A 25,746-nucleotide genomic window follows, 5' to 3' on the forward strand; every position below is an offset into this window, starting at 1 on the left:
ATGACCTCAACCTCCTCCAAGAACGGCGAAGCCAAAGATGGCGCAGGCAGCGAATTTCTGGCCTTCACGCTCGGCTCGGAAGAATACGGGATCGACATCCTGAAAGTGCAGGAAATCCGCGGCTACGAAGCGGTCACCCGCATCGCCAACGCGCCCGACTTCATCAAGGGCGTGATCAACCTGCGCGGCATCATCATCCCGGTGGTGGACATGCGCATCAAGTTCAACCTCGGCACCCCGGTGTATGACCAGTTCACGGTCGTCATCATCCTCAACATCGGTGGCCGCATCATGGGCGTGGTGGTCGACAGCGTCTCCGACGTGACCACGCTCACCCCCGAGCAGATCAAGCCGGCCCCGGAAATGGGCACCGCCTTCGGCTCCGACTACCTGGTCGGCCTGGGCACCGTGGACCAGCGCATGCTGATCCTGATCGACATCGACAAGCTGATGTCGTCGGGCGAAATGGGCCTGATCGAAAAACTGGCCGCATAAGACGACGGCCATTGACGCATTGACAGCAACGCCGGAGCGAGCGGTTCGCCAGAAGCCGCCGTCCCTATCCGTACGACGTATCGAGGAGAGAAAACATGAATCTGCGCGATTATAAAATTGGTACGCGCCTGGCGTTCGGATTCGGCAGTATTTTGCTGATCCTGGTCGCGATGGCGTTGATGGCGAGTGTGCTTAACTCGCGCAACAAGAACAGCCTGATGACGGGCCTGGCCAGTTCCAGCGCCCAGAACCTGCATGCGGCCAGCATGAAGAGCTCGATGCTGGAAACCGGCATCGCCATGCGCAATATCGGCCTGCAGTCCGACGTTGCGCTGATGCAGAAGGAACAGGACAAGGTCAAGGTCCAGAGCAAGCGCTATGAAGAGGCGCGCACGCGCCTGCAGGCCACCGGCCTGGATGAAGCCGAAACCAAGCTGCTGGCCGATGTGGCTGCGCTCGACAAGGAAGTCGACGCCGCCTTCAAGGAAGCCATCGGCCAGGTGCTGGCGTTTAACAGCGAGGGCGCGGCCAAGGTGATCGCCACGCGCATCGACCCGCTGAGCCAGAAGACCCTGGAAGTATTGAACAAACTGGTCGACAAGCAGCAGGTCGAAGCCGACGACTTCCTGAAAAAATCGGTGGAAGCCGACCAGCGCGTGGGCATGATCATGTTCGTGGTGTGCGCGCTGGCCGTGGCGCTGGGCGTGGTGTGCGCACTGGTCACCACCCGTTCGATCACCTTGCCCTTGCTGGGCGCCGTCTCCGTGGCCAAGAAGGTCGCCGCCGGCGAACTGACTTCCGAAATCCGGGTCGCGGGCAAGGATGAAACGAGCGAACTGCTGAAGGCGCTCAAGGACATGAACGACAGCCTGTCGAAAACCGTGGGCGATGTGCGCTCCGGGACCGAGATGATCACGGTCGCTTCGCAGGAAATCGCTTCCGGTAACGCCGACCTGTCCTCGCGCACCGAGTCGCAAGCGAGCTCGCTCGAAGAAACCGCCAGTTCGATGGAAGAACTGACCTCCACCGTCAAGCAAAATGCCGACAATGCGCGCCAGGCCAACCAGCTGGCCGTGTCGGCGTCGTCGGTCGCGGTCAAGGGCGGCGCCGTGGTGTCGCAGGTGGTCGACACCATGGGCTCGATCAAGGAAAGCTCGCGCAAGATCGTCGACATCATCGGCGTCATCGACGGCATCGCGTTCCAGACCAATATCCTGGCGCTCAACGCCGCGGTGGAAGCGGCGCGCGCCGGCGAACAGGGGCGCGGTTTCGCGGTGGTGGCGTCCGAAGTGCGCAACCTGGCGCAGCGCTCGGCCGGTGCGGCCAAGGAAATCAAGGCGCTGATCGGCGATTCGGTCGACAAGGTCGATGCCGGCAGCAAGCTGGTGGACGAAGCGGGGCAGACCATGGACCTGATCGTGACCTCGATCAAGCAGGTGGCCGACATCATGGGCGAGATCACCGCGGCGACCCAGGAACAGAGCAACGGCATCGAAGAAGTCAACCAGGCCATCACCCAGATGGACGAAATGACGCAGCAGAACGCGGCCCTGGTCGAGGAAGCCGCCGCCGCCGCCGAGAGCATGCAGGAACAGGCCCAGTTGCTGGCCGCCGCCGTGAGCATCTTCAAGCTCAGTGGCGACGATCGCAAGACCGCGACGGCGGCGCCGCTGCGCGCGGCCCCGGCGCCCGCCAGGCCGGTCTCGCGCGCGGTAGCGACGGTGGCGCGTCCGGCGCAAGCGGCCAAGCCGCGCAAGCTGGCCGCCGCGACGCCGGGCGACGACTGGGAAGAGTTTTGAACGGTCCGGCCACTTGGCAGCACGCGCAGTGAACATGAAAACAGGGTGAAGCAGTGACGCAAACGAAAATCGACACCGTCAAGGAATTCAACTTCACCAAAAGTGATTTTGAGCGCGTGCGCGCGCTGATTTACCAGCGCGCCGGCATTTCGCTGGCCGACAGCAAGCAGGAAATGGTCTACAGCCGCCTGGCGCGGCGCCTGCGCGCCACCGGCATTGTGTCGTTCGGGCGCTACCTGGACGACCTGGAAGCGGGGCGCCTGGGCGAGGAGTGGGAGTCGTTCACCAATGCCCTGACCACCAACCTGACCTCGTTTTTCCGCGAAGCGCACCACTTCCCGCTGCTGGCCGAGCATGTAAAGAAGCTGCGCGACCATCCGATCCAGATCTGGTGCTCGGCGGCGTCGACCGGCGAAGAGCCGTATTCGATCGCCATGACCGTGTGCGAAGCGTTCAACACGCTCACGCCGCCGGTGCAGATCATCGCTACCGATATCGACACCAATGTGCTGGCCACCGGTGCGCAAGGGGTGTACGGAATCGACCGCATCGAAAAAATGGAGCCCGAACGGGCCAGGCGCTTTTTCTTGCGCGGCAAGGGCGAGCAGGAAGGCATGGTGCGGGTGCGCCCCGAACTGCGCCAGCTGATCACCTTCAAGCAGCTCAATTTGCTGGGCGACGGCTGGCCGCTGAAAGGCCCGTTCGATGTCATTTTTTGCCGTAACGTGATGATCTACTTCGACAAGGCGACCCAGCGCAAGATCCTGTCGCGCTTCGTGCCCTTGATGAAGCCCGACGCACTGCTGTTTGCCGGCCACTCCGAAAATTTTCTGTACGTGTCGGAGTCGCTCAAACTGCGTGGCAAAACCGTGTACGAACTCGATGGTCGCCGGCCTTGATGCGACCCGCACCGAACTGAGAATTGAACATGGCTATCGAAATCAAAGAACAATTCGCAACCAACGTGTATTACGACCGCACTTTCGACTGCGACGCGGCCAAGATCCTGCCGGGCGAGTACTACTACACGCCCAAGGACATGTTGATCGTGACGGTGCTCGGTTCCTGCGTGTCGGCCTGCATCCGCGACAAGGTCACCGGCTTGGGCGGCATGAACCACTTCATGCTGCCGGACGGCGGCAGTGATCCGAACAGCCCGATCTCGGCCTCGATGCGCTACGGGACGTACGCGATGGAGGTGCTGATCAACGACCTGCTCAAGGCCGGCGCGCGGCGCGAGAACATGGAAGCGAAAGTGTTCGGCGGCGGCGCGGTGCTGCGCGGTTTTACCGCGATCAACGTCGGCGAGCGCAATGCGGCGTTTGTGATGAGTTTCCTCAAGACCGAAAAAATGCGCGTGGTGGCCGAAGACCTGAACGATATCTGGCCGCGCAAGGTGTACTTCTTCCCGCGCACCGGCAAGGTGCTGGTCAAGAAGCTGATGCAAACCCATAACGATACCCTGGCGCGGCGCGAACTCGATTACGCCAGCCGCCTCAAGGTGCAGCCGGTCGGCGGCGAGATCGACCTGTTCTGACCGTCCTGACCGACATACTGAAAGCACTATATGAAGATCAAAGTACTGATCGTGGACGACTCGGCACTGATCCGCAGCGTCATGAGCGAGATTATCTCGAGCCAGCCCGACATGGAAGTGGTGGGCGTGGCGCCCGATCCGCTGGTGGCGCGTGAGCTGATCAAGCAGACCAACCCGGACGTGCTCACGCTCGACGTCGAGATGCCCAAGATGGACGGCCTCGACTTCCTCGAAAAACTCATGCGCCTGCGACCGATGCCGGTGGTGATGGTGTCTTCGCTGACCGAGCGCGGCTCCGAAATCACGATGCGCGCGCTGGAACTGGGCGCGGTCGATTTCGTGACCAAGCCGAAGATCTCGATCCAGAGCGGCATGCGCGAATACACGGAACTGATCTCGGACAAAATCCGCGCGGCCTCCAAGGCGCGCATCAAGCCGCGCACCGTCACCGCCGAAAAGGCGAGCGGCGCGCTGCCGGCCTTGCGCAATCCGCTCACCTCGTCGGAAAAGCTGATCATCATCGGCGCCTCCACCGGCGGCACCGAAGCGATCCGCGAATTCCTGATGCAGATGCCGTCCGACTGCCCCGGCATCCTGATCGCCCAGCATATGCCGGAAGGGTTCACCACCTCGTTCGCGCGCCGCCTCGACACCCTGTGCAAGATCAGCGTGCGCGAAGCGGCCGGCGACGAACGCGTGCTGCCCGGGCACGCCTACATCGCCCCCGGCCACTCGCACCTGCTGCTGGCGCGCTCGGGCGCCAACTACGTCACCCGCATCGAGCAGACCGACCCGGTCAACCGGCACCGGCCCTCGGTCGACGTGCTGTTTCGCTCGGCGGCCCAGGCGGCCGGCAAGAACGCGGTCGGCGTGATTTTGACCGGCATGGGCAAGGACGGCGCGGCCGGCATGCTCGAAATGAAAACGGCGGGCGCCTACAACTTCGCCCAGGACGAGGCCTCGTGCGTGGTTTTCGGCATGCCGCGCGAAGCGATCGCGATGGGCGGAACCCACGAAGTGGGCCCCTTGAACGCGCTGCCGGGCATGGTCCTTGGCTATCTGGCAACGCATGGCAGCCGTGCGTTGCGCGTTTGATCCGATTTGAGCCGAATTACTGTCTTTTTGCTGCTCGTTTATTCGCTTCACAGCAACAAAACTGCTATCCTTTAGTCTGCTTCCGCAGTAGGGGAAGTCTGTCAATAACCATAGTAAGAGAATCAACGGAGTAATTTAATGGCCGATCCAAAGATGCGTTTTTTAGTTGTTGACGATTTCTCCACGATGCGTCGCATTGTGCGTAATCTGTTGAAAGAACTGGGTTATGCCAACGTCGACGAGGCGGAAGACGGCGTCATGGCGCTGGCCAAGCTGCGTAGCGAAACATTCGACTTCGTGGTCTCGGACTGGAACATGCCGAACATGGATGGCCTGACCATGCTGCAGAACATCCGCGCCGACCCGGCGCTGGCCAAGCTGCCGGTGCTGATGGTCACGGCCGAGGCAAAAAAAGAGAACATCATCGCTGCCGCCCAGGCGGGCGCGAACGGCTACGTGGTCAAGCCGTTCACGGCGGCCACGCTCGATGAAAAGCTGAACAAGATTTTCGAGAAGCTCGAAAAAAGCGGAGCGTGACCATGAGCGAGCACCTCAGCGCAGGCGCAGGCCCGTCGGAAGAGCCGGGCCTGCACGACGAGTTCCTCAGCCGGATCGGACACATGACGCGCGCGCTGCACGACAGCCTGCGCGGCCTGGGCCTGGACAAGCTGATCGAAAAAGCGGCCAGCGACATTCCTGACGCGCGCGACCGCCTCGACTATGTCGCGCGCCTGTCGGAACAGGCTGCGCAAAAGGTGCTCACCGCAACCGAAGCGGCCGGCCCGCTGCAGGACCAGATCGACAGCGGCGCGAGCGCCCTGGGCGCCTCGTGGCAAGCGCTGCTCGACGCGCCCGCCACCAGCGACGCCGAATGGCGCGCGCTGGCCGAGCGCAGCGTGGCGGCCATGAGCCAGGCGCGCACAGCCAGCAGCGCCACCAAGGGCTACCTGATGGACATCATGATGGCCCAGGATTTCCAGGACCTGACCGGGCAAGTGATCACCAAGGTGACCACCATTACCCGCAACCTGGAACAGCAACTGGTGCAGATGCTGGTCGATTTTGCGCCGGCCGAGGTCAAGCGCGAATACGACAACGGGCTGCTCAATGGCCCGCAGATCGACCCGACCCGGCACGACGTGGTCTCGAACCAGGGCCAGGTCGACGATCTGCTGGACAGTCTGGGCTTTTAAGCGGGCTGAGAATTTCAGCTTGCGGCGGGGCGCATTGCCCCGCTTTCGCATGGCATCACCTAAACGACCCATACAATGCACGAATCAAACTTTATCGTCCGCGAACCCCTGCTCGATCCCAAGCAGCGCGTGATCGGTTATGAATTATCCTGGCAGCACCATGAAGGGCAAGCCGTCACCGACGAGGAGCTCGAAGCCCTGATCGGCTTCGTCGCCGAGAACGTCAACGACGAAGAGCACGGCTGGCTGCTCAAGGACAAGATCCTGTTCCTCGACGCGGTCCCGGACATGCTCTCGACCGACGCCCTGTTCGCCATGCCGCCCGAGCGCACCGTGCTGACCATGAAGGCGTCCGACCTGGCCGACCCCGACACCCTGGCGGCGGTACAAGGCTTGCGCGCCGGCGGCGTCGGCATCTCGGTGCGCGACGGCGACCTGGCCCACCTGGGCAAGAACCTCGGCATGAGTGCCTCCTACATCGAAGTGCGCTTTTCGGGCGCCGACGTGGCGGCCCAGGCCCGCACCTACGCCGCCGCCAAGCAATCGTCGGTGCGCATGGTCGGCCGTCCGGTCACCACCTGGGCCGACTTCGACGCCTGCGCCGCGCTCGGCCTGGACGCCTTTGTCGGCAAGCTGCACCTGACCCCGCGTCCCGGAATTCCGGTCAAGGGCATGAACCCGGCCCAGACCATCATCCTGCAACTGATGCAGATGGTGCAAAAGAACGAAGACATTCCCAAGATCGAAAGCGTGCTCAAGCGCGATCCGGCACTCTCGTACAAGCTGCTGCGTTTCATCAACTCGGCTGGTTTCGGGGTCGGGCGCGAGATTCAATCCTTGCGCCAGGCCATCACCATGCTCGGCTATTCGCCGATGTACCGCTGGCTGACCCTGTTGCTGGCCACGGCCAGCACCAGCGGCTATTCGCCGGTGCTGATGGAAACGGCCGTGGTGCGCGGCCGCCTGACCGAACTGCTCGGCAACAAAGGCTTGCCACGTAGCGAGAGCGAAAACCTGTTCATGGCCGGCATGTTCTCCTTGCTCGATCGCCTGCTCGGTTTATCGATGAAAGAAGTCCTCGAGACCATCCAGCTGCCCGATGAAGTGGTGCGCGCTTTGCTCACCCGTGGCGGCGCGTACGGACCGTACCTGGCGCTGGCCGAAGCGTGCGAGCTCAACTCGCAGCTGGTGGCCTCGCTGGCCAAGTCGATCAACATTGCGCCGGTGGACGTCAACAAGGCCCACCTGTCGGCACTGGCCTGGGCCCAGAACCTGACCACCTGAGCCCGTCACTGGCTTTCTCCCTCTCTCCACCGGGGTCGGAGTTGTAATCAGAAAAATTCCTGATTGCAACTCGGACCCCGGTTTTATCGCTAAAGCACACGCATGAATACCACAACATCGTTATTTCCGGCCCGGCTCGCACGCCCTGTGCTGCTCGCGGCTTTGCTGGCCTGGTGTGCCGTTGCGCAGGGGCAGGAGGCGACCGGCTGGGAGGCGGAGAAAGCGGTCGCGCCGGCAAGCGGCAAGCTGCCTGTATGGCGTGTCGCTCCCGATCAGCCGCAGCTTCCGGTTGTGCAGAACTGGTCACCGTTCCAACATTGCGCCGGGCCTGAGTATCCGAAGAGTTCATTGCGCAACAACGAAGAAGGCGTGGTCAAGGCGTCGTTTCTGATTGCGGAAACGGGCCAGGTGATCGACGCAAGAGTCATGAAGTCGAGTGGATTCGCTGCCTTGGACCAGGCTGCCATCCGCGCGCTGCTCAAGTGCTGGTTTGGGCCTGCCACGCTGCAAGGCGTGCCGGTGAAGGTGTGGATCGGCACGTCCTACCATTTTGCGTTGTCTTGATGGCAGTGACAATGCCCGAGGCGGAGGGTGCATGAAGGTCTATCTGGACGATGAGCGCGCCACGCCCGACGGCTGGGTGCGCGTGTACTGGCCGGACGAGGCCATTGCCTTGTTGGCGGCCGGGACGGTAACGCACATCAGCCTGGACCATGATCTGGGCGATGACGCGCGCGGCACGGGTTACGACGTCGTGTTGTGGATCGAAGAAAAGGTCATGACGGCGGGTTTTCAGCCGCCGTTGATGCGGGTGCATTCGGCCAACGCCTCGGCACGCATCAAGATGGAGGCGGGTATCGGCGCAATCGACGCTTATGCCGGCCGGCACGGGGACGCGTGAAGCAAGTTTTGTGGGAAAAATGCGTATTTCGCGCTTGGCCACAGGCGTTCTGATCGATCCCCGTTCCTCTCCGGCATGCTTCCTTGCACGACCGTCCGCCCGGCCTGTCGATGGCAAACCTGCTCGACATCATTGAGTTGTCCGCTGATTATTTTGCCCGATGTTACTTTCCAAAAGATATAATTAGAGCAATTAAACTGAATCTGCATTTCTCTCCTGCGGCTACCATATGACACGACTGTCTTTTGCGGACTTGGGGCGCCTGATTGTTCTCGCCGGCGCCTTGGGGAGCTTGTCGGGCCATGCGCATGCATGGGATCGCGCTGATCAGTCCGGCCTTCCAATTGGCGCGGCACAGGCTGCGGATGCGGCGGCATATCCACTTTCCTCGCTACGCGCCAAGCATCAGGGGAATGTCACGATATCGTTCCTCATCACTGTCGATGGCAATGTCGTCGATTCCAGGACCGTCAAATCAAGCGGACATGCTTTGCGCGATATGACAGCGGTGAAGGCGCTTTCTCTCTGCCGCTTCAAACCTGCCATTGGAGACGGGAAGGCGGTCGGGGCATGGACGAACGTTCAATACGGGTGGACGCTGACTTGATGCGGCAACCCGACGCAGTGCGCGGGTACGCTGGTGCTCAACATGGATGCGGGTATCGAGGCAATTGACACGTATGCCGGCCGCTCCGGCGACGTATGAAGGAAGTTTTGTGGAAAAACAACTGATATCACGCTTGTTTGCGGGCGTCCTGATCGCTGCGCTGTCCGGCGCGGCCTGTGCCAATCCGGTCCACCTCAGCATCGCCAAGATGACCCAAAGCAAGCGCCAGGCGGCGTTGGGCGAGATGGTCAAGCAAGCCGGCATCCGATGCATCGGCATCAAGCGCGCGATCTACCAGGGGAGTGACGCGGACGGCACGGCGCGGTGGAGCGCGCGCTGCGTGGACGGGCGCCTGTTCGCGGTGGACATCGCCAGCGATGCCAACGGCACGGCGCGCGTCGTCCCCTGCAAATCGCGCAAGCGCGGCGTGAGCAACTGCAAATTCAAAGGTAAGTACTGACGAAACTGTCGGATGTCCTTAACAGAACTGACAAGTGGTCCCCGGCCTTGCGTCAGTATGGCGGCAATTTAACAATGTTTCGAGTTAAAGCTCTGACCCCGGTGTCGGTTTGCTCCAAAGAAAGATGATTGCGAATATCGACGCCCTTGCCAGCATGATCCCGGTATCCGGGGAACTTGCGCCTTTAACAGCGCACCTCGACTACCTGCGTGACATTGCGCAACCCTGCATCGAGATCAGCCTGCTGGAAAGTGTCGCTCCAGCACCGGCGGCGAGCAGGTTCGGTGGCGTCCCGATGGTGCCGGCCGGCTTCGCGTGGCCGGCGCACGCCGTCGGCCAGTACCGGTTCCTCGGGCAGGTCAACTTCGGTGACATTAGCTCGCCGTCGGCGTTGCCGGGCGCCGGCATGTTGAGCTTGTTTTATGCGGAAGACGAGGATGGCGCATGTTTTTGGGGAGATCCCGATTATGTCGTCGCCTATTATTGGGACGATCCTGAGCAATTAGCGCAGTTTATCGGTGGTGACGGGGATCGGGTCCAGCACAGCGTCGCACTCGATTTCAACGCGGGGATCAGTATTCCCCGGCATTACGAGCTGCGCAATGACTGGCCGTTCGAGCAGTACAGCGAGGAGGCGGACCGCGTGCTCAGCGCTTTGTCGCCATTCGCCGCCGATGATTACTTGCTTGGATACCCATCGTTCGATTCCCTAGCAGCCTGTCGGACTTGGGGAGTCGAAGCGAAAAAAATAGCTGGGCGAGGCCAGATTTTGACGATTTCGCAGTGCCAATAGCGAGCTATTGGCCGAGAAAGCGGCGAAATATGGACCGTCCCAGGTATTTTTGCAGCCGACGATCCCAAGTCCGACAGGCTGCTAGCGTACGATCCGACACCAGAAAAGGACTGGGTAAGCCTGTTGACGCTCGTCTCGCATGAGGCGCTGCAATGGTGCTGGCAGGACGGCGCCAAGCTGATGGTGTTCATTCACAAAGACAAGCTCAAGGAAGCCGACTTCAGTGAACTGCGCTGCGATGCCGGATAGTGTCTCCCAACCGGGGTCTGACCTCTGATAAGAAATCTTTCGAATCAGAGGTCAGACCCCGGTGGAGTAATGTCGCGGCAAAGTGACGCGGCGGTCGACTAACGTTGGTGTAGTCAAGCAATAGCCGTCGGCCTTGCCTCAATGTGACGAAAATTTAACAAAATTTCGAATCAGAGGTCAGACCCCGGTTGGGGGTCAGATTTCGAGGTTGTCGATCAGGCGGGTGGTGCCGAGCTTGGCCGCCGCCAGCACGACCAGCGGCGCGCCTTGCGCCAGGTCGCCGGCACTCGGCGGTTGCAGGTCGTTTTGCTTGCGGATCGAGATGTAGTCCGGCTTCCAGCCGCGCCGCGCCAGTTCTTCCATCGCTTTGTGTTCGAGCTGGAAGATGTCCAGGTGGCCCGATCGGACTTCGTTTGCCACGGCATTGAGGCTCTGGTACAGCGCCGGCGCTTCGGCCCGCTCCGCTGCCGACAGGTACATATTGCGCGACGATAGCGCCAGGCCGTCGTCCGCCCGCCAGGTCTCGGCGGCGATGATTTGCGTCGGTAAGGCGAATTGACGACTCATGTTGCGCACCATCATGAGCTGCTGGTAATCCTTTTTGCCGAAGACGGCCACCTTCGGTTGCACGCACGAAAACAGTTTCAGCACGATGGTGGTCACGCCGGTGAAAAACCCCGGGCGGAATTCCCCTTCCAGGGTGTTGCCGAGGTCTTGCGGCGGGCTGACGCGAAATTCCTGCGGCTCCGGGTACAAGTCCTTTTCGGTCGGCGCGAACAGCACGTAGACGCCTTCCTTTTCCAGTTTTTCCACATCCGCCTGGAAGGTGCGCGGGTATTTGTCGAAGTCTTCGTTCGGCCCGAATTGCAGGCGGTTCACGAAGATCGAGGCCACCACCGGGTCGCCATGCTTGCGCGCAAGGCGCATCAGCGAGAGATGCCCTTCGTGCAGGTTGCCCATTGTCGGCACGAAGGCCGTGCGCAGCTGGCCGCTGAGCTGGTCGCGCAGTTCTTCAACGGAAGAGATGATTTTCATGGGGCTTTCCTCAAACGGGTGTCAAATGAATCGGCTTATGCCGGGGAGTAGGCGAGGCGCACGTAGATCGGCGCGAACGGCTCGGCCTGGGTAATTTCGATCAGGGTTTCCTTGGCCAGTTCCAGCATGGCCACGAAGTGCACGACCACAATCGGCACGCCGCCCTGGCCCTGGAACAAGTCGGCGAACTCGACGAAGCGGGCCGTTTGCAGTTGCCGCAGGATCGAGGTCATGTGCTCGCGCACCGACAGTTCCTGGCGGCTGATGCGGTGGTGCTGGGTCAGCTTGGCGCGCTTGAGCACGTCCAGCCAGGCACGCTGCAGGTCGAGCGGGTCCACATCGGGCCAGGTTGGAATGTTGCTCTGTTCGACGAACAGGGAGGGCCGGGTGAAGTCGCGGTCGAGCTGGGGTATGGCGTTGATTTCGTAGGCGGCCAGCTTGATCTGCTCGTAGTCGAGCAAGCGCCGCACCAGGTCGGCGCGCGGGTCGTAGGTGTCGAGCAGGTCGTCGTCGGCGACCCGTTGCGGCAGCAGCATGCGCGACTTGATTTCGATCAGCATGGCGGCCATCAGCAAATACTCGGCCGCCAGTTCCAGGTTGTGCAGGCGGATCTGGTCGACATATTTCAGATATTGCAGGGTGACCTGCGCCATCGGAATATCGAGAATATTGAAGTTTTGCTTGCGGATCAGGTAGAGCAGCAGGTCGAGCGGACCTTCGAAGGCGTCCAGGAAGATCTCGAGCGCGTCGGGCGGGATGAACAGGTCGGTCGGCATGCGCAGCAGCGGTTCGCCGTACAGACGGGCGAACGCGGGCGCTTCGGGCGGCGCTTCAAGCAGCGCCGGCAGTTCGACCGGGGCGGCGGGCGTGTCGCTGAGCGAGCCACCTGGCTCGGTGGCGAGTTCTTCCGTCGCCGCCTCTTCTGGCAACATGGTCTCGCCCTGAACCGTCAGAGTTTGTTCTGGTACACGTAAGCTTGCTGCTGGACGCGCGATTCCTTGGTTTTATCCTGGTCGGCCAGGGTGATCGGCGCCTTGTCCCACAGCAGCGCGCGGCCGGCGATCTGGCCGGCTTCCATGTCGGGATTCTTGGCCTTGAGCTCGCGGATGAACTTGGTGTGGTCGGATTCGTAGAGCTGGAATTGTTTGGTCAGTTTCATAATGGTACGCGGGTAGCGACATGGGTAGCGACAATGCTATTTTACCGCGAGCAAGGCGGCAGGGGAAATTCGTCGGGCGCCACTGGCAGCCCGACGACCGGGAGTTGCGGACGCTTACGGGTGCAGTGCGTTCAGTTGCTTGGCGATAATGTCGTGATTGAGCCACACCACCGGGGCGATTTTCTCGGCGGCGCCGTAAAACATCAGCGGGCCGGCGCTTTCCAGCACCAGCGCACTGAGGTGGTCGGTGATCAGGGCCTTGCGGTCCTTGTGCAGCTTGGTCATTTCGTCCGAGGTGCCGATCATCAGTTCGGCCAGGGCCGGGGTGTTGTCCATCGGCCAGGCGTCGAAGTTGCGGAAGCTGGCGCTGACCGGGTCGTTGTTGTAGGCCTCGATCTGGTCGATCAGGCTTTGCAGCGAGACGCCGTCGTTGAGCAATTCCTGGCAGGTGGCCCATTGCTGTTCGACCCAGGCGGCGCCGCCTTCGCGTTTGAGCGCGCTCAGCAGGGGGAACAGCGACAGCTCGACGCCGGCAAAGATATCGGACGAATTGGTGCGGATTTCAGGGCAGTTGAACACCGTTGCGGCAATCCCTTGCGCCCAGGCAGCCTGCGCCACGCTCTCTAAGCGCATTTTGGCGTAGCCCTGGGTGTAATTGGTGTAGGTTTGCCACTGGTATGTGCCGTCGATCAGGATTTCGCTGCCGTGGTAGCCGTACGCCGTGTAGCGCACCTGGCCGCCCTTGGCGGTGATGCGCTCGCGGATGGCGGCGCTGGCGCTAATCAGGTGTTGCAGGGTGTTGGCGGTGACTTCGTCGAAGTTCATCAAGATCAACTTGCCGAGGTCGCTGTCGAGCAGTTCCCGCGAGGACATGAAGCGCTCGCCGCGGCCCTTGTAGATGCGGTTGGCGATCGCCAGGAAGGCCTTGATCTTGGGAATCCCGCCGGCCATGGTGTGGGCGAAGAAGACATTGCTGCCGTCCGGGATCAGCTTGTCGATCTCGGCCATGGCTTGCGCGGCGGAGCTGGCGAAGCGGCGCACGCCGACGTCGCGGCAGCGTTCGACCGCGGCCCAGTCCAGTTTTTCTTCCTGCCAGCCCTTGAGGGTGATGCCGGCCAGCATTTCGGTCGGGTTCTGTTCGCCTTCGGGTGCGTCGAGGTCGAAGCCGGCCATCAGCGGCACATTGATGATGCGCCCGCCCAGCTTGGCTTCGGCTTCGGCCAGTTCTTCTTCGTTGAGTGCGCGCAGCGCGTTGTTCTCGTCGCGCCGGCCGACGGTGATGCCGACGATGGTCATGCCGGCCTTGCGTGCCTCATCGATCAGGCCGTTAGCATAGCCGCGGCCGAACAGCTCGCCGAACAGTACGAACACGTCGCCTTTGCGAAACAGGTTGGCGTGCGGGATGTGCCTCAAGGAAGTCAATTCGGTCATAGATACCACTCAAAAGTAAGAAGGTTCGGGCGCCTGGCCCACCACCCCGCTCAGGCGCCGTGGTGCGGCGGCTGGCATGTGGGGCATGTTGTTTTTCTCGTCAAGCGCGACATTATAGTCCCCCGCTTGGGGCGCTGGCGCTCGGCGTTCCGGTATTGACGCGCTCATTCGTTGCAAGGATGGTTTTTAGTGGCGCAGCACGCGCCGCATCACGCGCGGCGGCGGTTCGGCCGCGTTGGCGTGCGAATAGTCGAGTTCGTCGGCCAGTTCGAATGCGTAAGCGGCGTACAGGTCGAGCAGCCTGGGCTGGTCGTCACGCACGGCCAGCCGCAGTTCCTGCACGCCACTGGCCAACCCCTGGTGGATGACCGCTTCGAGCAGGTGCTGCGACAGGTTGGCGCCCCGGCAGCGCGGCAGCACGCCCATGCGCCGGATTTCCCACACGTCCGGTTCGAACTCGTGCGGCGCCCAGCGCACCGAGCCGACCGGGGCGTCGTCCTGCAGCAGGATGAAGGCGCCGCCGGCGCGCAGCTGTTCGGTCACGCGCTGGGCGGTTTCGCGGTGGCCGCTCGAGGTCACCGTCACCGTTCCGGCCCAGGAGGCCCGGGTCAGGTCGGCGATCAGTTGGGCGTCATCGTCGTCCGCCGGGCGCACCACCAGGTTCATGCGCGTCCTTAGCCGATGCGCATGCCCGGCTGCGCGCCCGGGAATGGTTCCAGGACGTATAAGCCAGGGTTGGCTTTCTCGTCGGCGGCGGAGGCGCACAGGACCATGCCTTCCGAGTTGCCGAACTTGCCGATCTTGCGCGGCGCCAGGTTGGCCACCATCACCGTCAGCTTGCCGATCAGTTGTTCGGGCGTGTAGGCCGACCTGATGCCCGACAGTACGTTGCGGTGGCGGCCTTCGCCGACGTCCAGGGTCAGGCGCAGCAGCCGTTCGGAGCCATCCACCGCTTCGCAGTTGACGATTCTGGCGATGCGCATGTCGATTTTTACAAAATCGTCGAACTCGATGGTCGGTGCGATCGCTTCGATGTCGCCGGCGAGGGGCGCGTCCAGTACCGGCGCCGTCACGGCAGCCACCGGCGCCGGTGCGGGCGCAGCGGCCACGGCCGGCTTGTCGATCAGCGCCTCGACCATTTTCGGTTCAATCCGGGTCATCAGCGGAACGTAGGTGCCGATCTGGCGGCCGAGCATGGTTTCGTAGACGGCGCTGCCGGTCGTTTCGCTCCAGTTCAGTTGATCGTCGCCCAGGAAGGTAGCGACCTTGCTTGCAAGCTGCGGCAGCACCGGCGAGAGCATGATCGTCATCTGGCGGAACAGGATCAGGGACGTGCTGCAGACATCATGCAGCTGCGCCATTTTTTCCGGGTCTTTGGCCAACAGCCAAGGTTTGTTGTCGTCAATGTACTGATTTGTAATGGCGACGATTTCCATGATTTCGCGCAGGGCCTTGCCGAATTCGCGGCTCTCGTAGCCGGCGGCAATGCTGGCCTGGCGTTCCTGGCCATCGACCAGGAGCGCACGGCCGATGACCTGCTGGGCGTCGGGCGACAGGGTCGTGGCCAGCTTGCCATCGAAGTGCTTGGCGACGAACCCGGCGCAGCGACTGGCGATGTTGACGTATTTTCCGATCAGGTCGCTATTCACGCGGGCCATGAAATCGTCGCCATTGAAGTCGAGGTCTTCTACCTTGGCATTGAGCTTGAAGGCCATGTAGTAGCGCAGCCATTCCGGATTCATCTCCAGCTCGAGGTAGCGCAGCGGCGAAATGCCGGTGCCGCGCGACTTGGCCATCTTTTCGCCGTTCAGGGTCAGGTGGCCGTGCACGTTGACCTTGAGCTTGTCGATCACCGGGTGCCCGGCGAAGTTGAGCATCGCGGGCCAGAACAGCAGGTGGAAGGACACGATATCCTTGCCGATGAAGTGGACTTGCTCGGTGTCCGGATCATTGAGCAAGGCGTCGAAATCGATCCCTTTCTTGCTGCAGTAATTTTTCAGGCTGGCCAGGTAGCCTACCGGCGCGTCCAGCCAGACATAGAAAAACTTGCCCGGCGCATCGGGAATCGGGATGCCGAAGTAGGGCGCGTCGCGCGAAATATCCCAGTCCGCCAGCTTTTCACCGGCCTCGCCGAGCCATTCCGACACTTTATTGACCATTTCCGGCTGCAAGCGGCCAGGCGTGTTCAGCCATTCCTTGAGGAAGGTGTAGCAGCGCGGGTCGGACAGGGCAAAGAAATACTGTTCCGACGGTTTCAGGATCGGGGTCGAGCCGGTAAACACCGAGAACGGGTTCACCAGTTCGGTCGGCTGGTAAGCCACGCCGCACACTTCGCAATTGTCGCCGTATTGGTCCTTGGCGCCGCATTTCGGGCATTCGCCCTTGATGTTGCGGTCGGCCAGGAACATGCCCTTGACCGGGTCGAAGAAACGGTCGACCGTCTTGGTGACGATCAGGCCGGTATCGCGCAGTTTGCGATAGATGCCTTGCGACAGCTCCACGTTTTCCGGCGAATCGGTCGAGTACCAGTTATCGAAAGCGATATGGAAGCCGTCCAGGTATTGCGGACGGTCGGCGGCGATCCTGGCCACGAATTCCTGGGGCGTAATGCCTTCTTTTTCGGCCGCGATCATGATCGGCGTGCCGTGGGTGTCGTCGGCGCAGACGAAGTGGACTTCACGGGCTGCGTCGGCGTCGCGTTGCATTCGCTGGAAGCGTACCCAGATATCGGCCTGGATGTATTCCATCATGTGGCCGATATGAAAAGCTCCGTTGGCGTAAGGCAGGGCGGTGGTGACGAACAGCTTGCGAGTCATGGTTAAGATGCGCTTTTTAATAAGTTTATTAGGAAATACAGAGGAGCATTTTACCAGCGGATGACCCGACTGCGCACGGGGCTTTGCCCGGATTTGCCATTCAGGCAAGGCCGGGCAGGGCGATTTGCGCTAAACTTCGGCATGTTTCGGCATCATATTCCTTGGAGATTTACATGAGCATCACAGTAGAAGACGTCAAGAATGCACTGACGGCGGTTATCGATCCGAACACGCAGAAAGATTTCGTTTCTTCCAAGGCGATCAAGAATATCAAGCTCGACGGCAACGACATCGCGCTCGACGTCGAACTCGGCTATCCGGCCAAAAGCCAGATCGACGGCATCCGCAGCGCCATCGTGGCCGCCTTGCAGGCGCTGCCGGGCGCGGGGCGGGTCAATCCGAACGTGTATGTCAAGATTATTTCGCACACGGTGCAGCGCGGCCTGAAAATCATGCCGAACGTGAAGAACATCATCGCGGTGGCGTCCGGCAAGGGCGGCGTGGGCAAGTCGACCACGGCGGTCAACCTGGCGCTGGCCCTGGCGGCCGAGGGCGCCAGTGTGGGCGTGCTCGATGCGGACATTTATGGTCCGTCGCAGCCGATGATGCTCGGCATTAGCGGCCGCCCGGAAACCTCGGACGGCAAGACCATGGAGCCTTTGGCAAACCACGGCTTGCAGGTGTCGTCGATCGGTTTCATGATCGATCCGGACGAGCCGATGGTGTGGCGCGGCCCGATGGTCACGCAAGCCTTGCAACAGTTGCTTGAGCAAACCAACTGGCGCGACCTCGATTACCTGATCGTCGACATGCCGCCAGGCACCGGCGACATCCAGCTGACCCTGTCGCAAAAAGTGCCGGTCACGGGCGCGGTGATCGTCACCACGCCGCAGGATATCGCCTTGCTCGACGCGCGCAAGGGCTTGAAAATGTTCGAGAAAGTCGGCATTCCGATCCTTGGCGTGGTGGAAAACATGAGCACGCACATCTGCTCGAACTGTGGCCACACGGAAGCCATTTTCGGTCACGGCGGCGGCGCCAAAATGTGCGCCGACTTTGGGGTGGAGTTCCTGGGCGCATTGCCGCTGACCATGTCGATCCGCGAGCAGACCGATTCGGGCCGCCCGACCGTGGTGGCCGAGCCGAATGGCCCGGTGGCGCAGATCTACAAGGATATCGCGCGCAAGGTTGCCATCAAGATCGCAGAGAAGGCGAAAGACATGACCAGCAAGTTCCCCAGCATTGTCATTAAAAACGACTGAGTACCCGCGCAGAAATAAGTGTGAGTTTTTGGCGAACATAGCCGGATGCGATTGCCGTGCGCCCGACGCGACGCAGTGCGAGCACTGCGAACGAAGGGCAACGCTGCAGTGCGCCGGCTATGGAAGACAAAAATCACAGTTATGTATGGGCGGGTACTTGGCAGCCTGCCGGACTTCGGGCCTATCTGTTGAGATAGGCGCTAAGGTGTGGCGCTTTCCTGGCGCTGTGGTGCAGAATAGGCAAGTATCGGCCCGCGCCACGCCAACAAGCCTCTTACCAACCGCAAAGGAATCCACTTGAAATCGTTCATCAAGCACCTCGTCTTTTCCGCATCCCTGCTGGTCGCCGCCGGCGCGTCGGCGCAATCGGTCTCCTTCGTCGAACCGGCGGACGGCGCGACCGTCAAAAGCCCTTTCAAGGTCAAGTTCGCCGTCGACGGCATGGAGGTCAAGCCGGCCGGCGCGCCGGTCGCCAATTCCGGCCACCACCACCTGGTCATCAACGGCGGCGCCATCAAGGAAGGCGAGTCGATTCCCTTCGACGACAAGCACTTGCATTTCGGCAAAGGCCAGACCGAGACCGAGGTCAAGCTGGCGCCCGGCGAATACACCCTGACCATGCAGTTCGCCAACGGTGCGCACCAGTCCTACGGCACGCCGATGAGCAAGTCGATTAAAGTGACCGTCAAGTAATTCCCCCGTGAGCGCTGGCGGCAGTACAATTGTTTTATCGTCTTAACATTGGCTGCCATGAAGCGCTCCGATTCCCCTGTCGATATTGCCCGGCGCGCCCTGATGCTCGGTGCGGCGGCGGCGCTCGCCATGCCCGTCGCCACCGCCCGTTCCGGTCCGCGCGAACTGCTGGTCGTCGGCGCCCATTTCGCCCGCGTGTACGAGCGCGCCAACGGCGAATTCTCGGGCATGGCGGCCGAGATTATCCGCGCCATTGCCGGCGAACTCGGGCAACCGGTGCATTTCGAGCTGTACCCGTGGGCGCGCGCGCAGTCGATGGTGGCGCAGGGCCAGGCCGATATTCTCGTCGGCCCTTACAAATCGCCTGAACGGCTGGCCTCGTTTGCGTTTTCCGAACGTCCGTTTTACCAGGATCAGATGGTATTCTTCTCGCGCAGCAATGCGCCGTTTGCTTGGGACGGCAGCTACGCGTCCTTGCGCGACAAGCGCATCGTGATCATCAACGGCTGGGCTTACGGGGACGAATTCAATGCCGCGCGCGATCAATTGACGGTCAGCGTGACCAATTCGGTCGAGTCGGCGCTGACCATGCTCTCGCACGGGCGCGTGGACTTATTCGCCAGCAATGTGCGCAATACCGAACCGGTCATTCCACTGCTGGCGCTGGAAGGCAAAGTGCTGCCGGTCGGGCGCACCATTTCCCTTCAGCGCGGCTTCTTTGCCTTCCCCAAGCGTCCCGAATACGACGTCATGCGTGCGCGTTTCGACCGCGCCTTCAATGCCTACGTCGACAGCGGCGAACTGCGCAAACTCGGCAAGCGGCTCAACGTCCAGGTGCCCTGAGCGGCGCTGGGGCGCGTTCGCCCCGCTCATATCCTCGTAGAATCGACGGCTTGCGGTTACCATACGTCACATGACGCATTGACAACGGTCATATTCCCAGTTGATTTTTCGCAGGAGATGCCTTGGTGCGTCCACCTGCTCCCAGGAGACAAAAAATGATTAACAAACATATTCTGCGCACGGCTTGCGTGTCGGCGGTGGCGGTATTCGGCGTACAGGCGTCCGCCTCGGCGGCGCTGCTGTCGGTCGGACCGGGCAAGACCTACGCCAAACCCTGCGCCGCGATTGCCGCAGCGAAGAATGGCGACACCGTCGAGATCGAAGGTGGCGTGGTCTACAGCGGCGACGTGTGCGGCATTTATGCCAGCAACTTCACCATCCGGGGCGTGAACGGTCGTCCGAAAATCGATGCCGCAGGCAAGAATGCGATGGGGAAAGCAATTTGGGTGGTGGTCGGCAACAACGTGCTGATCGCCAACGTGGAGATGTACGGGGCCAAGGTGCCTGACCGAAACGGCGCAGCCTTGCGTCTGGAGGGCGCGGGTTTCACCTTGCTCAACAGCTTCCTGCACGATAACGAAAACGGTATTCTCAGCGGCGCGAATGCGGCCAGCGATGTGCTTATCGAAGGCACCGAATTCGGACGCAATGGTTACGGGACCGGGCAGACCCATAACCTGTATATCGGCACGGTGCGCAGCCTGATGTTCCGCCGCAATTTTTCGCATGACGCCAATGTGGGACATAACCTCAAGTCGCGCGCGCTGACCAACTATATTCTGTATAACCGTTTTTCCAGCCTGCGCCCGGGCGAAACCGGTTCGACCGCAGCCGGCCAGCCGAGTTACGAGATCGACTTGCCGAATGCCGGTACTTCGTACGTGATCGGGAATGTGATCCAGCAGCCGGCGGCCAATCAAAACGGGGCCATGCTGGCGTATGGGGAAGAGGGAGCGTCCAACCCAGGGCATGATCTGTATGTGGTCAATAACACCTTCCTCAACGACGATACCGCGCGCGGCGTGTTTGTGATGGTGGGCGGGGGCGTGACCAAGCCGGTTCTGCTGCAGAATAATATCTTTTCGGGGATCGGGACCTTGAGTACGCAGGTCAGTACGGTGGCCAAGACCAATTACCGCTCGGTGGCGCCGGGCTTCGTGAACCGCGCCACGTATGATTTGCGGCCGACGCCATCGCCGCTGGTGGTCAATGCGGGAACCGATCCGGGCGTGTCGGCCAGTGGCTATGTGCTCAAGCCGGTGGCGCAGTACAAGCATGTGGCGTTCTGGGTCGGCCGCCCGGTAACCGGCGTACTCGATATCGGTGCGTATGAGGCGAATTCGATCGCGCCGTAATTGGCATAATCTTTATCGTTAGCCTTCAAACTGTCGTTTCTGGCATTGCCGCAACCGTCGTTCCCGCGCAGGCGGGAACCCAAGTTTCGTGCTCACCGAGTGCGCTAAATACTTGGGTTCCCGCCTGCGCGGGAACGACGGTTACGGCTTCACTCCCACAATCCCCACTTCGGCCGCCCACTGTCCCAAGTCACTGCGCTTGATCGCCGCCGCCATCAGCTCCGGGAACAAATCCGGCGTACACGCAAAACACGGCGCACCCAGCGCGGCAAAATACGCCGCATTCGCGTGGTCATAACTCGGCGCCCCGTTATCATCGAGCGCCAGCAGCACAATGACTTGCACCCCGGCCGCCACCAGCGCCGCCGCGCGCCTGCGCATCTCGTTATTATTCCCACCCTCGTACAAATCGCTGATCAGCACGAAAATGGTATCGGTCGGCCGTGAGATCAAACCCTGGCAATACCCGAGCGCCCGGTTAATATCCGTCCCGCCGCCCAACTGCGTACCGAACAGCACATCGACCGGATCGGCCAGCAGCGGCGTGAGGTCGATCACCGCCGTATCGAACACCACCACCTGCGTGCTGACCGCCTTGATCGTGGCCAGCACCGCCGCGAACACGCTGGCGTACACCACCGACGGCGCCATCGATCCGCTCTGGTCGATGCACAGCACGATATCGCGCAGCGATTGCCCCTTGCGCCCGAACCCGATCCGCGTTTCCGGAATAATGGTCCGGTACTCGGGCTGGTAATGCCGCAAATTGGCGCGGATCGTGCGCAGCCAGTCGATTTCGTGATGGCGCGGGCGGCGGTTGCGCGTGGCCCGGTTCAAACTCCCCGTCACCGCTTGCCGGAACGGACTGGCCAGCCTGCGCTCGAGTTCTTCCACCACTTGCCGCACCACCATGCGCGCGGTTTCCTTGGTCTTGTTCGGCATCACCTTGTTCAAACTGAGCAGGGTGGCGACCAAGTGCACGTCCGGCTCGACCGCCTTGAGCATCTCGGGTTCCAGCAGCATTTGCTCCAGTCCCAGCCGCTCCAGCGCGTCTTTCTGCATCACCTGCACCACACTCGATGGAAAATACTGGCGGATGTCGCCCAGCCAGCGCGACACGTTCGGGGCCGACGCCCCGAGCCCGGCGCCGCGTCCCGACGGCGGGTTGTACAGGGCCGACAGCGCCCGGTCCATGGCCAGGTCGTCCACGCCGAGCGAGACTTCCGGCTCGCCCGGCCCGCTGCCCAATACCATGCGCCAGCGGCGCGTTTGTTCCTGCGGGGTGATGTCATGCGCCATGATGGGCCTCCGTTGTCGATGCCGATGTCACTGCGCTGCCGCCGAGGATCATCCCGAGCACCGGCAGCACCAGCCTGGCGCGCGCTTCATCGAGGTTGCCGCCTGGCGCGGCGATGCTGACCGCGCCCCCGGCGCTGCCGGCGCGTTCGCTCAGCTGACGCCGTTCCGGTGCCTCGAACGCGCCAAAGGTGCGGCGCAGCAGCGGCAGCAGTTCGACGAAGCTCTCCGCATCGAGGCCGTTGATCCAGGTATTGACCAGGGTCCACAGGCTGTCGTTGTGCAGCAGCAAGGCTGCGCTGCCCTGCAAAAAGCCTTCCAGCCAGTTGCCGCTGGCCAGCGGCGCGCTGGCGTGCGAGCAGCGCAAGGCCAGGGCGCGCGCGGTGCGCTCCTGGTCCCAATGCCCTTGCTCCGACAAAATGCGGGCGCAGCGCCCGCTGATCAGCGGATGCGACAGTTCATTGCCCGCCACCTGGTCGAGCGCGTCGAACCAGGCCTCCAGCAGTGCTTCGTCCTGGATCAGGCGGATCGCGCGGTCGGCGGCGATGAGCTGCTTGACCAGCACCGCCGCCGGCTCGTCGGCCATGCCCAGCACGCCGAAGGGCAGGGCGATGCAGGCGCGCGTGACGAGGCCGTCCACCACCTGGCCGATGGCGCTGGTATCGGTGCCGCGCACGCTGCCGTAGCGCAGTACGCCCGCCAGCGGCGGCAAGGCCGCCAGCATGAAGCCGACATCGGGCGTCAACGCGCCCACTTCCTGGATGCGCCGCATCAGCAAGTCGACCGCGCGCGGCAGGTCGGCCAGCAGCACCTGTTCGATCAGGGCGGTCAGCTCGGGCAGGGTGAGCGCTTCATTGGCCTGGCTGACCGCCTTGCCGGTGGCGGCCGCTTCCAGGGTGCCGCCCCAGACGTTCGCTTCGATCAGGCGAATCGCAAATTCCGGTTCCCATGCCAGGCGCCACCATTCGTGGAAGGTGCCGGACTTGCCGGTCACCCTTTCGGCACGGCCCCATTCGACCCCAAGCAGCGCCAGGCGGTGCAGCAACACGCTTTTTTCCAGGTGCGCCGGCTGGCGCAGGTCGAGTTCGAGCTGGCTGTGATCGGCCTTGACCGGCAGGCGCAGCCGCTTTTGCTGGGTCTGCACATCCTGCGACAGCGGCAGGGTGGGGACGCCTTCAGGCACCTCGCCCAGGCGGTCGTTGATCAGCAAGGCGTCGTGGATCAGGCGCAGCGGGGCGTCGCTGTCGTAGCAAAACACGGCGCGTACCGCTTCCTGCAACTCGCTCAGGCCCGGACGGGGCCGTTCGCGCATCGCCGCCAGCGTATCGGCCAGGCGCACCGCTTCGATGATGCTGGCCGAGGACGCATCAAGGTCGTGCTTGCGCAGCAAAATGGCGACGTCGGTCAGCCAGTACAAGCTGGCCTGGGCCGGGTGGTTCCACATATGATGGTACCAGCCGGGCGCGCTGACCCCCGCTCCGTAGCCGCTGCGAAACGCCAGGCGGCCGTAGCTCCACGGGGTCCAGGTCGCGGCCAGTTTTACCTTGGGCACGCCCTTGGGCAAGCCCTTGAGCAAGTCGTTGTCGCTCTTGGCGGACGGCATGCTTGCCAGCGCCGGCACGTGGTAGGCGCCGCAGACCACGGCGATGCGCTGGTGGCCCTGTTTTTCGGCCAGGCGGATGGCGTTGCGCATCCATGCTTCGCGCTGCTGCTCACGCAGATCGGGCGGGGCGGCGATGTCGGTGCGCACCGTGGTCATCATTTCGGCGATGGCGGCGAACAGGTCGAGGCTGTCGGTACGCTGCTCGACCAGGTGCTCCCACCAGGTGTCTGTGTCCGAGAAACCGGCGGCGTGGGCGAGCCAGTGCAGCGGGTCCTGGTGCAGCGCGTCGGTGTCGGTCCCGGTCCCGGTCCCGGTACCGGTCCCGGTCCCGGTGTCGGGCGGCGCTTGCGCGGCGTCGTCCTGGTCCGCGCCCTCGTCCTTGTCCTCATCCTCGCCGGTCTCGGCTGGAGCGACCCCGGCAACTTCCTCTTCGGCCAAACGATGCGTCTGCGGCAAGTCGCAAAAGCGCACCGGCACGCCGTTGGCGGTGGCGTAGCGCATGGCTTGCCATTCCGGCGAGAACTCGGCGAACGGGTAAAACACGGCGCGCTGCGGCGTGGCTGGCACGTAGACCAGCAGCGCGACCGGCGGCTTGATGGCCGGATCGGCGGCAAAGGCGATCAGCTCGTCGGCCTCGGGCGGGCCTTCGATCAGGATGCAGTCCGGTTGCAGCGCCTGCAAGGCTTGCGCCAGGCTGCGCGCGCAGCCCGGACCGTGGTGGCGGATGCCGAATAAATGAACGCTCATCGGCCAGTCAATTCATCACGTCGCGGCAGGCCCGGTACAGGTCTTTCCAGCCTTCGCGTTCCTTGACCACGGTTTCGAGGTATTCCAGCATGACCACGCGGTCCTGGACCGGATCCTTGACGATGGCGCCGATCATGCCGGCGGCCACGTCGGCGCCGCGCATGGTGCCGTCGCCGAAGTGGGCGGCCAGCGACATGCCGTTGGTAATGACCGAAATCGCTTCGGCCGTGCTCATGCTGGCGCTGGGCGCCTTGATCTTGCGCTTGCCGTCCGTGGTGACGCCGGCGCGCAGCTCGCGAAACACCGTGACGACACGGCGGATTTCTTCCAGCGCCGGCACTTCGCCCGGCAACTCCAGCGCGCGGCCGAGGCTGGCCACGCGGGTTTCGACGATGCGCACTTCCTCGTCGGCGGTCGCCGGCGGCGGCAGCACCACGGTGTTGAAGCGGCGCTTGAGCGCGCTCGACAGTTCATTCACGCCACGGTCGCGGTCGTTGGCGGTGGCGATGATATTGAAGCCTTTTTGCGCCAGCACTTCGTCGTCGAGTTCGGCGATCGGCAGCATTTTTTCCGACAGGATGGTAATCAGGCTGTCCTGCACTTCGCTCGGGATGCGGGTCAATTCTTCCACGCGGGCGATTTTGCCGTCGCGCATGGCGCGCATGATCGGGCTCGGCACCACCGCTTCCATCGACGGCCCCTTGGCCAGCAACTGCGCGTAATTCCAGCCGAAACGCACCGCTTCCTCGCTGGTGCCGGCGGTTCCCTGCACGATCATGGTCGAATCGCCGCTGATGGCGGCAGCGAGGTGTTCCGACACCCACGACTTGGCCGTTCCCGGCACGCCGAGCAGCAGCAGGGCGCGGTCGGTCGCCAGGGTGGCGACGGCGATCTCGATGATGCGCGCATTACCGATATATTTAGCGCTGATTTCCACGCCATTGTCGAGCGTGCCGCCCAGCAAGTACTTGGACACGGCCCATGGCGACAGCTTCCAGCGCGGTGGGCGCTGGCGCGTATCGGCCGCGGCCAGCGCTGCGAGTTCCTCGGCGTACTGGGTTTCGGCGTGCTGGCGCAGGATGGTAGAAATGGC

The 25,746-nt window shown here is 62.5% G+C and carries 27 protein-coding genes; 18 read left to right on the forward strand and 9 right to left on the reverse strand.

Translation table 11 applies throughout. The features are described 5' to 3' along the window. The 14 genes from F2P46_RS07365 to F2P46_RS07430 all read left to right on the forward strand — a co-directional run bounded on the left by F2P46_RS07365 (nucleotide 1) and on the right by F2P46_RS07430 (nucleotide 10,413). Entirely contained in the window at nucleotides 1-495 is a 495-nt protein-coding gene (locus tag F2P46_RS07365; protein ID WP_166886972.1) for a chemotaxis protein CheW, read from the forward strand. A gap of 95 nt (nucleotides 496-590) precedes the next feature. Continuing rightward, nucleotides 591-2,294 (forward strand): methyl-accepting chemotaxis protein, encoded by a 1,704-nt coding sequence (locus F2P46_RS07370; RefSeq protein WP_166886863.1) that lies wholly within the window; start codon nucleotides 591-593, stop codon nucleotides 2,292-2,294. Between the two features lie 53 nt (nucleotides 2,295-2,347). After that, nucleotides 2,348-3,193 (forward strand): CheR family methyltransferase, encoded by an 846-nt coding sequence (locus F2P46_RS07375; RefSeq protein WP_166886865.1) that lies wholly within the window; start codon nucleotides 2,348-2,350, stop codon nucleotides 3,191-3,193. Between the two features lie 29 nt (nucleotides 3,194-3,222). Beyond that, nucleotides 3,223-3,831, forward strand: coding sequence for a chemoreceptor glutamine deamidase CheD (gene cheD, locus F2P46_RS07380; RefSeq protein WP_187362689.1), 609 nt, complete (start codon nucleotides 3,223-3,225; stop codon nucleotides 3,829-3,831). 30 nt (nucleotides 3,832-3,861) lie between these two features. After that, complete coding sequence (locus tag F2P46_RS07385; RefSeq protein WP_166886867.1) at nucleotides 3,862-4,926, forward strand: chemotaxis response regulator protein-glutamate methylesterase; 1,065 nt, start codon at nucleotides 3,862-3,864, stop codon at nucleotides 4,924-4,926. A gap of 138 nt (nucleotides 4,927-5,064) precedes the next feature. Then, nucleotides 5,065-5,463: a chemotaxis response regulator CheY gene (gene cheY / locus F2P46_RS07390; RefSeq protein ID WP_054267179.1), complete on the forward strand. Its 399-nt coding sequence runs from the start codon at nucleotides 5,065-5,067 to the stop codon at nucleotides 5,461-5,463. Nucleotides 5,464-5,465: 2 nt separating this feature from the next. After that, nucleotides 5,466-6,119: a protein phosphatase CheZ gene (gene cheZ / locus F2P46_RS07395; protein WP_166886869.1), complete on the forward strand. Its 654-nt coding sequence runs from the start codon at nucleotides 5,466-5,468 to the stop codon at nucleotides 6,117-6,119. Between the two features lie 75 nt (nucleotides 6,120-6,194). Further along, nucleotides 6,195-7,403 carry an EAL and HDOD domain-containing protein gene (locus tag F2P46_RS07400; protein WP_166886871.1) on the forward strand — a complete coding sequence of 403 codons (1,209 nt, stop codon included), beginning with the start codon at nucleotides 6,195-6,197 and terminating at the stop codon, nucleotides 7,401-7,403. A gap of 102 nt (nucleotides 7,404-7,505) precedes the next feature. Then, nucleotides 7,506-7,967 (forward strand): energy transducer TonB, encoded by a 462-nt coding sequence (locus tag F2P46_RS07405; RefSeq protein ID WP_166886874.1) that lies wholly within the window; start codon nucleotides 7,506-7,508, stop codon nucleotides 7,965-7,967. A gap of 31 nt (nucleotides 7,968-7,998) precedes the next feature. Beyond that, nucleotides 7,999-8,304 carry a cyclic-phosphate processing receiver domain-containing protein gene (locus F2P46_RS07410; RefSeq protein WP_166886877.1) on the forward strand — a complete coding sequence of 102 codons (306 nt, stop codon included), beginning with the start codon at nucleotides 7,999-8,001 and terminating at the stop codon, nucleotides 8,302-8,304. Between the two features lie 229 nt (nucleotides 8,305-8,533). Beyond that, entirely contained in the window at nucleotides 8,534-8,911 is a 378-nt protein-coding gene (locus F2P46_RS07415) for an energy transducer TonB (protein WP_166886880.1), read from the forward strand. A gap of 109 nt (nucleotides 8,912-9,020) precedes the next feature. After that, nucleotides 9,021-9,371 carry a hypothetical protein gene (locus F2P46_RS07420; RefSeq protein WP_166886883.1) on the forward strand — a complete coding sequence of 117 codons (351 nt, stop codon included), beginning with the start codon at nucleotides 9,021-9,023 and terminating at the stop codon, nucleotides 9,369-9,371. 124 nt (nucleotides 9,372-9,495) lie between these two features. Further along, nucleotides 9,496-10,164 carry a DUF1963 domain-containing protein gene (locus F2P46_RS07425; protein ID WP_166886886.1) on the forward strand — a complete coding sequence of 223 codons (669 nt, stop codon included), beginning with the start codon at nucleotides 9,496-9,498 and terminating at the stop codon, nucleotides 10,162-10,164. 78 nt (nucleotides 10,165-10,242) lie between these two features. After that, nucleotides 10,243-10,413 carry a DUF1963 domain-containing protein gene (locus F2P46_RS07430; RefSeq protein ID WP_208296538.1) on the forward strand — a complete coding sequence of 57 codons (171 nt, stop codon included), beginning with the start codon at nucleotides 10,243-10,245 and terminating at the stop codon, nucleotides 10,411-10,413. A 195-nt stretch (nucleotides 10,414-10,608) separates the two neighbouring features. On the opposite strand, the gene panC is transcribed toward F2P46_RS07430, so the two are convergent. From panC to metG, 6 genes are all read right to left on the reverse strand, one after another. Further along, entirely contained in the window at nucleotides 10,609-11,448 is an 840-nt protein-coding gene (gene panC, locus F2P46_RS07435) for a pantoate--beta-alanine ligase (RefSeq protein ID WP_166886888.1), read from the reverse strand. Between the two features lie 35 nt (nucleotides 11,449-11,483). Next, entirely contained in the window at nucleotides 11,484-12,380 is an 897-nt protein-coding gene (locus F2P46_RS07440) for a ScpA family protein (RefSeq protein ID WP_229509136.1), read from the reverse strand. A gap of 17 nt (nucleotides 12,381-12,397) precedes the next feature. After that, nucleotides 12,398-12,607 carry a DUF3460 family protein gene (locus F2P46_RS07445; protein ID WP_166886891.1) on the reverse strand — a complete coding sequence of 70 codons (210 nt, stop codon included), beginning with the start codon at nucleotides 12,605-12,607 and terminating at the stop codon, nucleotides 12,398-12,400. Nucleotides 12,608-12,721: 114 nt separating this feature from the next. Further along, the gene (locus F2P46_RS07450) at nucleotides 12,722-14,038 is read right to left on the reverse strand and encodes a hypothetical protein (protein ID WP_166886894.1); all 1,317 of its coding nucleotides are present in this window, start codon (nucleotides 14,036-14,038) and stop codon (nucleotides 12,722-12,724) included. Nucleotides 14,039-14,224: 186 nt separating this feature from the next. Next, nucleotides 14,225-14,704 carry a GNAT family N-acetyltransferase gene (locus tag F2P46_RS07455; protein ID WP_166886896.1) on the reverse strand — a complete coding sequence of 160 codons (480 nt, stop codon included), beginning with the start codon at nucleotides 14,702-14,704 and terminating at the stop codon, nucleotides 14,225-14,227. Nucleotides 14,705-14,712: 8 nt separating this feature from the next. After that, nucleotides 14,713-16,854, reverse strand: a complete 2,142-nt coding sequence (gene metG, locus F2P46_RS07460; protein ID WP_166886899.1) for a methionine--tRNA ligase — start codon at nucleotides 16,852-16,854, stop codon at nucleotides 14,713-14,715. 173 nt (nucleotides 16,855-17,027) lie between these two features. On the opposite strand from metG, the gene apbC reads away from it, so the two are divergent. From apbC to F2P46_RS07480, 4 genes are all read left to right on the forward strand, one after another. Continuing rightward, nucleotides 17,028-18,116 carry an iron-sulfur cluster carrier protein ApbC gene (gene apbC / locus F2P46_RS07465; RefSeq protein ID WP_166886902.1) on the forward strand — a complete coding sequence of 363 codons (1,089 nt, stop codon included), beginning with the start codon at nucleotides 17,028-17,030 and terminating at the stop codon, nucleotides 18,114-18,116. A 297-nt stretch (nucleotides 18,117-18,413) separates the two neighbouring features. Next, complete coding sequence (locus F2P46_RS07470; RefSeq protein ID WP_166886905.1) at nucleotides 18,414-18,809, forward strand: DUF4399 domain-containing protein; 396 nt, start codon at nucleotides 18,414-18,416, stop codon at nucleotides 18,807-18,809. Between the two features lie 57 nt (nucleotides 18,810-18,866). After that, entirely contained in the window at nucleotides 18,867-19,652 is a 786-nt protein-coding gene (locus tag F2P46_RS07475) for an ABC transporter substrate-binding protein (RefSeq protein ID WP_229509138.1), read from the forward strand. Between the two features lie 155 nt (nucleotides 19,653-19,807). Continuing rightward, nucleotides 19,808-21,007, forward strand: a complete 1,200-nt coding sequence (locus F2P46_RS07480) for a hypothetical protein (RefSeq protein ID WP_229509140.1) — start codon at nucleotides 19,808-19,810, stop codon at nucleotides 21,005-21,007. Between the two features lie 141 nt (nucleotides 21,008-21,148). Here the strand turns inward: F2P46_RS07480 and F2P46_RS07485 are convergent, their stop codons facing one another. Genes F2P46_RS07485 through F2P46_RS07495 form a run of 3 tightly spaced genes read right to left on the reverse strand, consistent with a single transcriptional unit; the run spans nucleotide 21,149 to nucleotide 25,743 of the window. Next, a complete protein-coding gene (locus F2P46_RS07485) occupies nucleotides 21,149-22,306 on the reverse strand; it encodes a VWA domain-containing protein (protein WP_166886908.1) in 1,158 nt (385 codons plus the stop codon). Beyond that, the gene (locus tag F2P46_RS07490; protein WP_166886910.1) at nucleotides 22,296-24,653 is read right to left on the reverse strand and encodes a DUF5682 family protein; all 2,358 of its coding nucleotides are present in this window, start codon (nucleotides 24,651-24,653) and stop codon (nucleotides 22,296-22,298) included. The genes F2P46_RS07485 and F2P46_RS07490 overlap by 11 nt, the downstream gene beginning before the upstream one ends. A gap of 7 nt (nucleotides 24,654-24,660) precedes the next feature. Continuing rightward, nucleotides 24,661-25,743, reverse strand: a complete 1,083-nt coding sequence (locus tag F2P46_RS07495; protein ID WP_368737891.1) for an AAA family ATPase — start codon at nucleotides 25,741-25,743, stop codon at nucleotides 24,661-24,663. Nucleotides 25,744-25,746: the final 3 nt, after the last annotated feature.

Origin of the sequence: Massilia sp. CCM 8734 (assembly GCF_011682155.1) — a bacterium.
GTDB classification, from domain to species: domain Bacteria; phylum Pseudomonadota; class Gammaproteobacteria; order Burkholderiales; family Burkholderiaceae_D; genus Telluria_A; species Telluria_A rubra.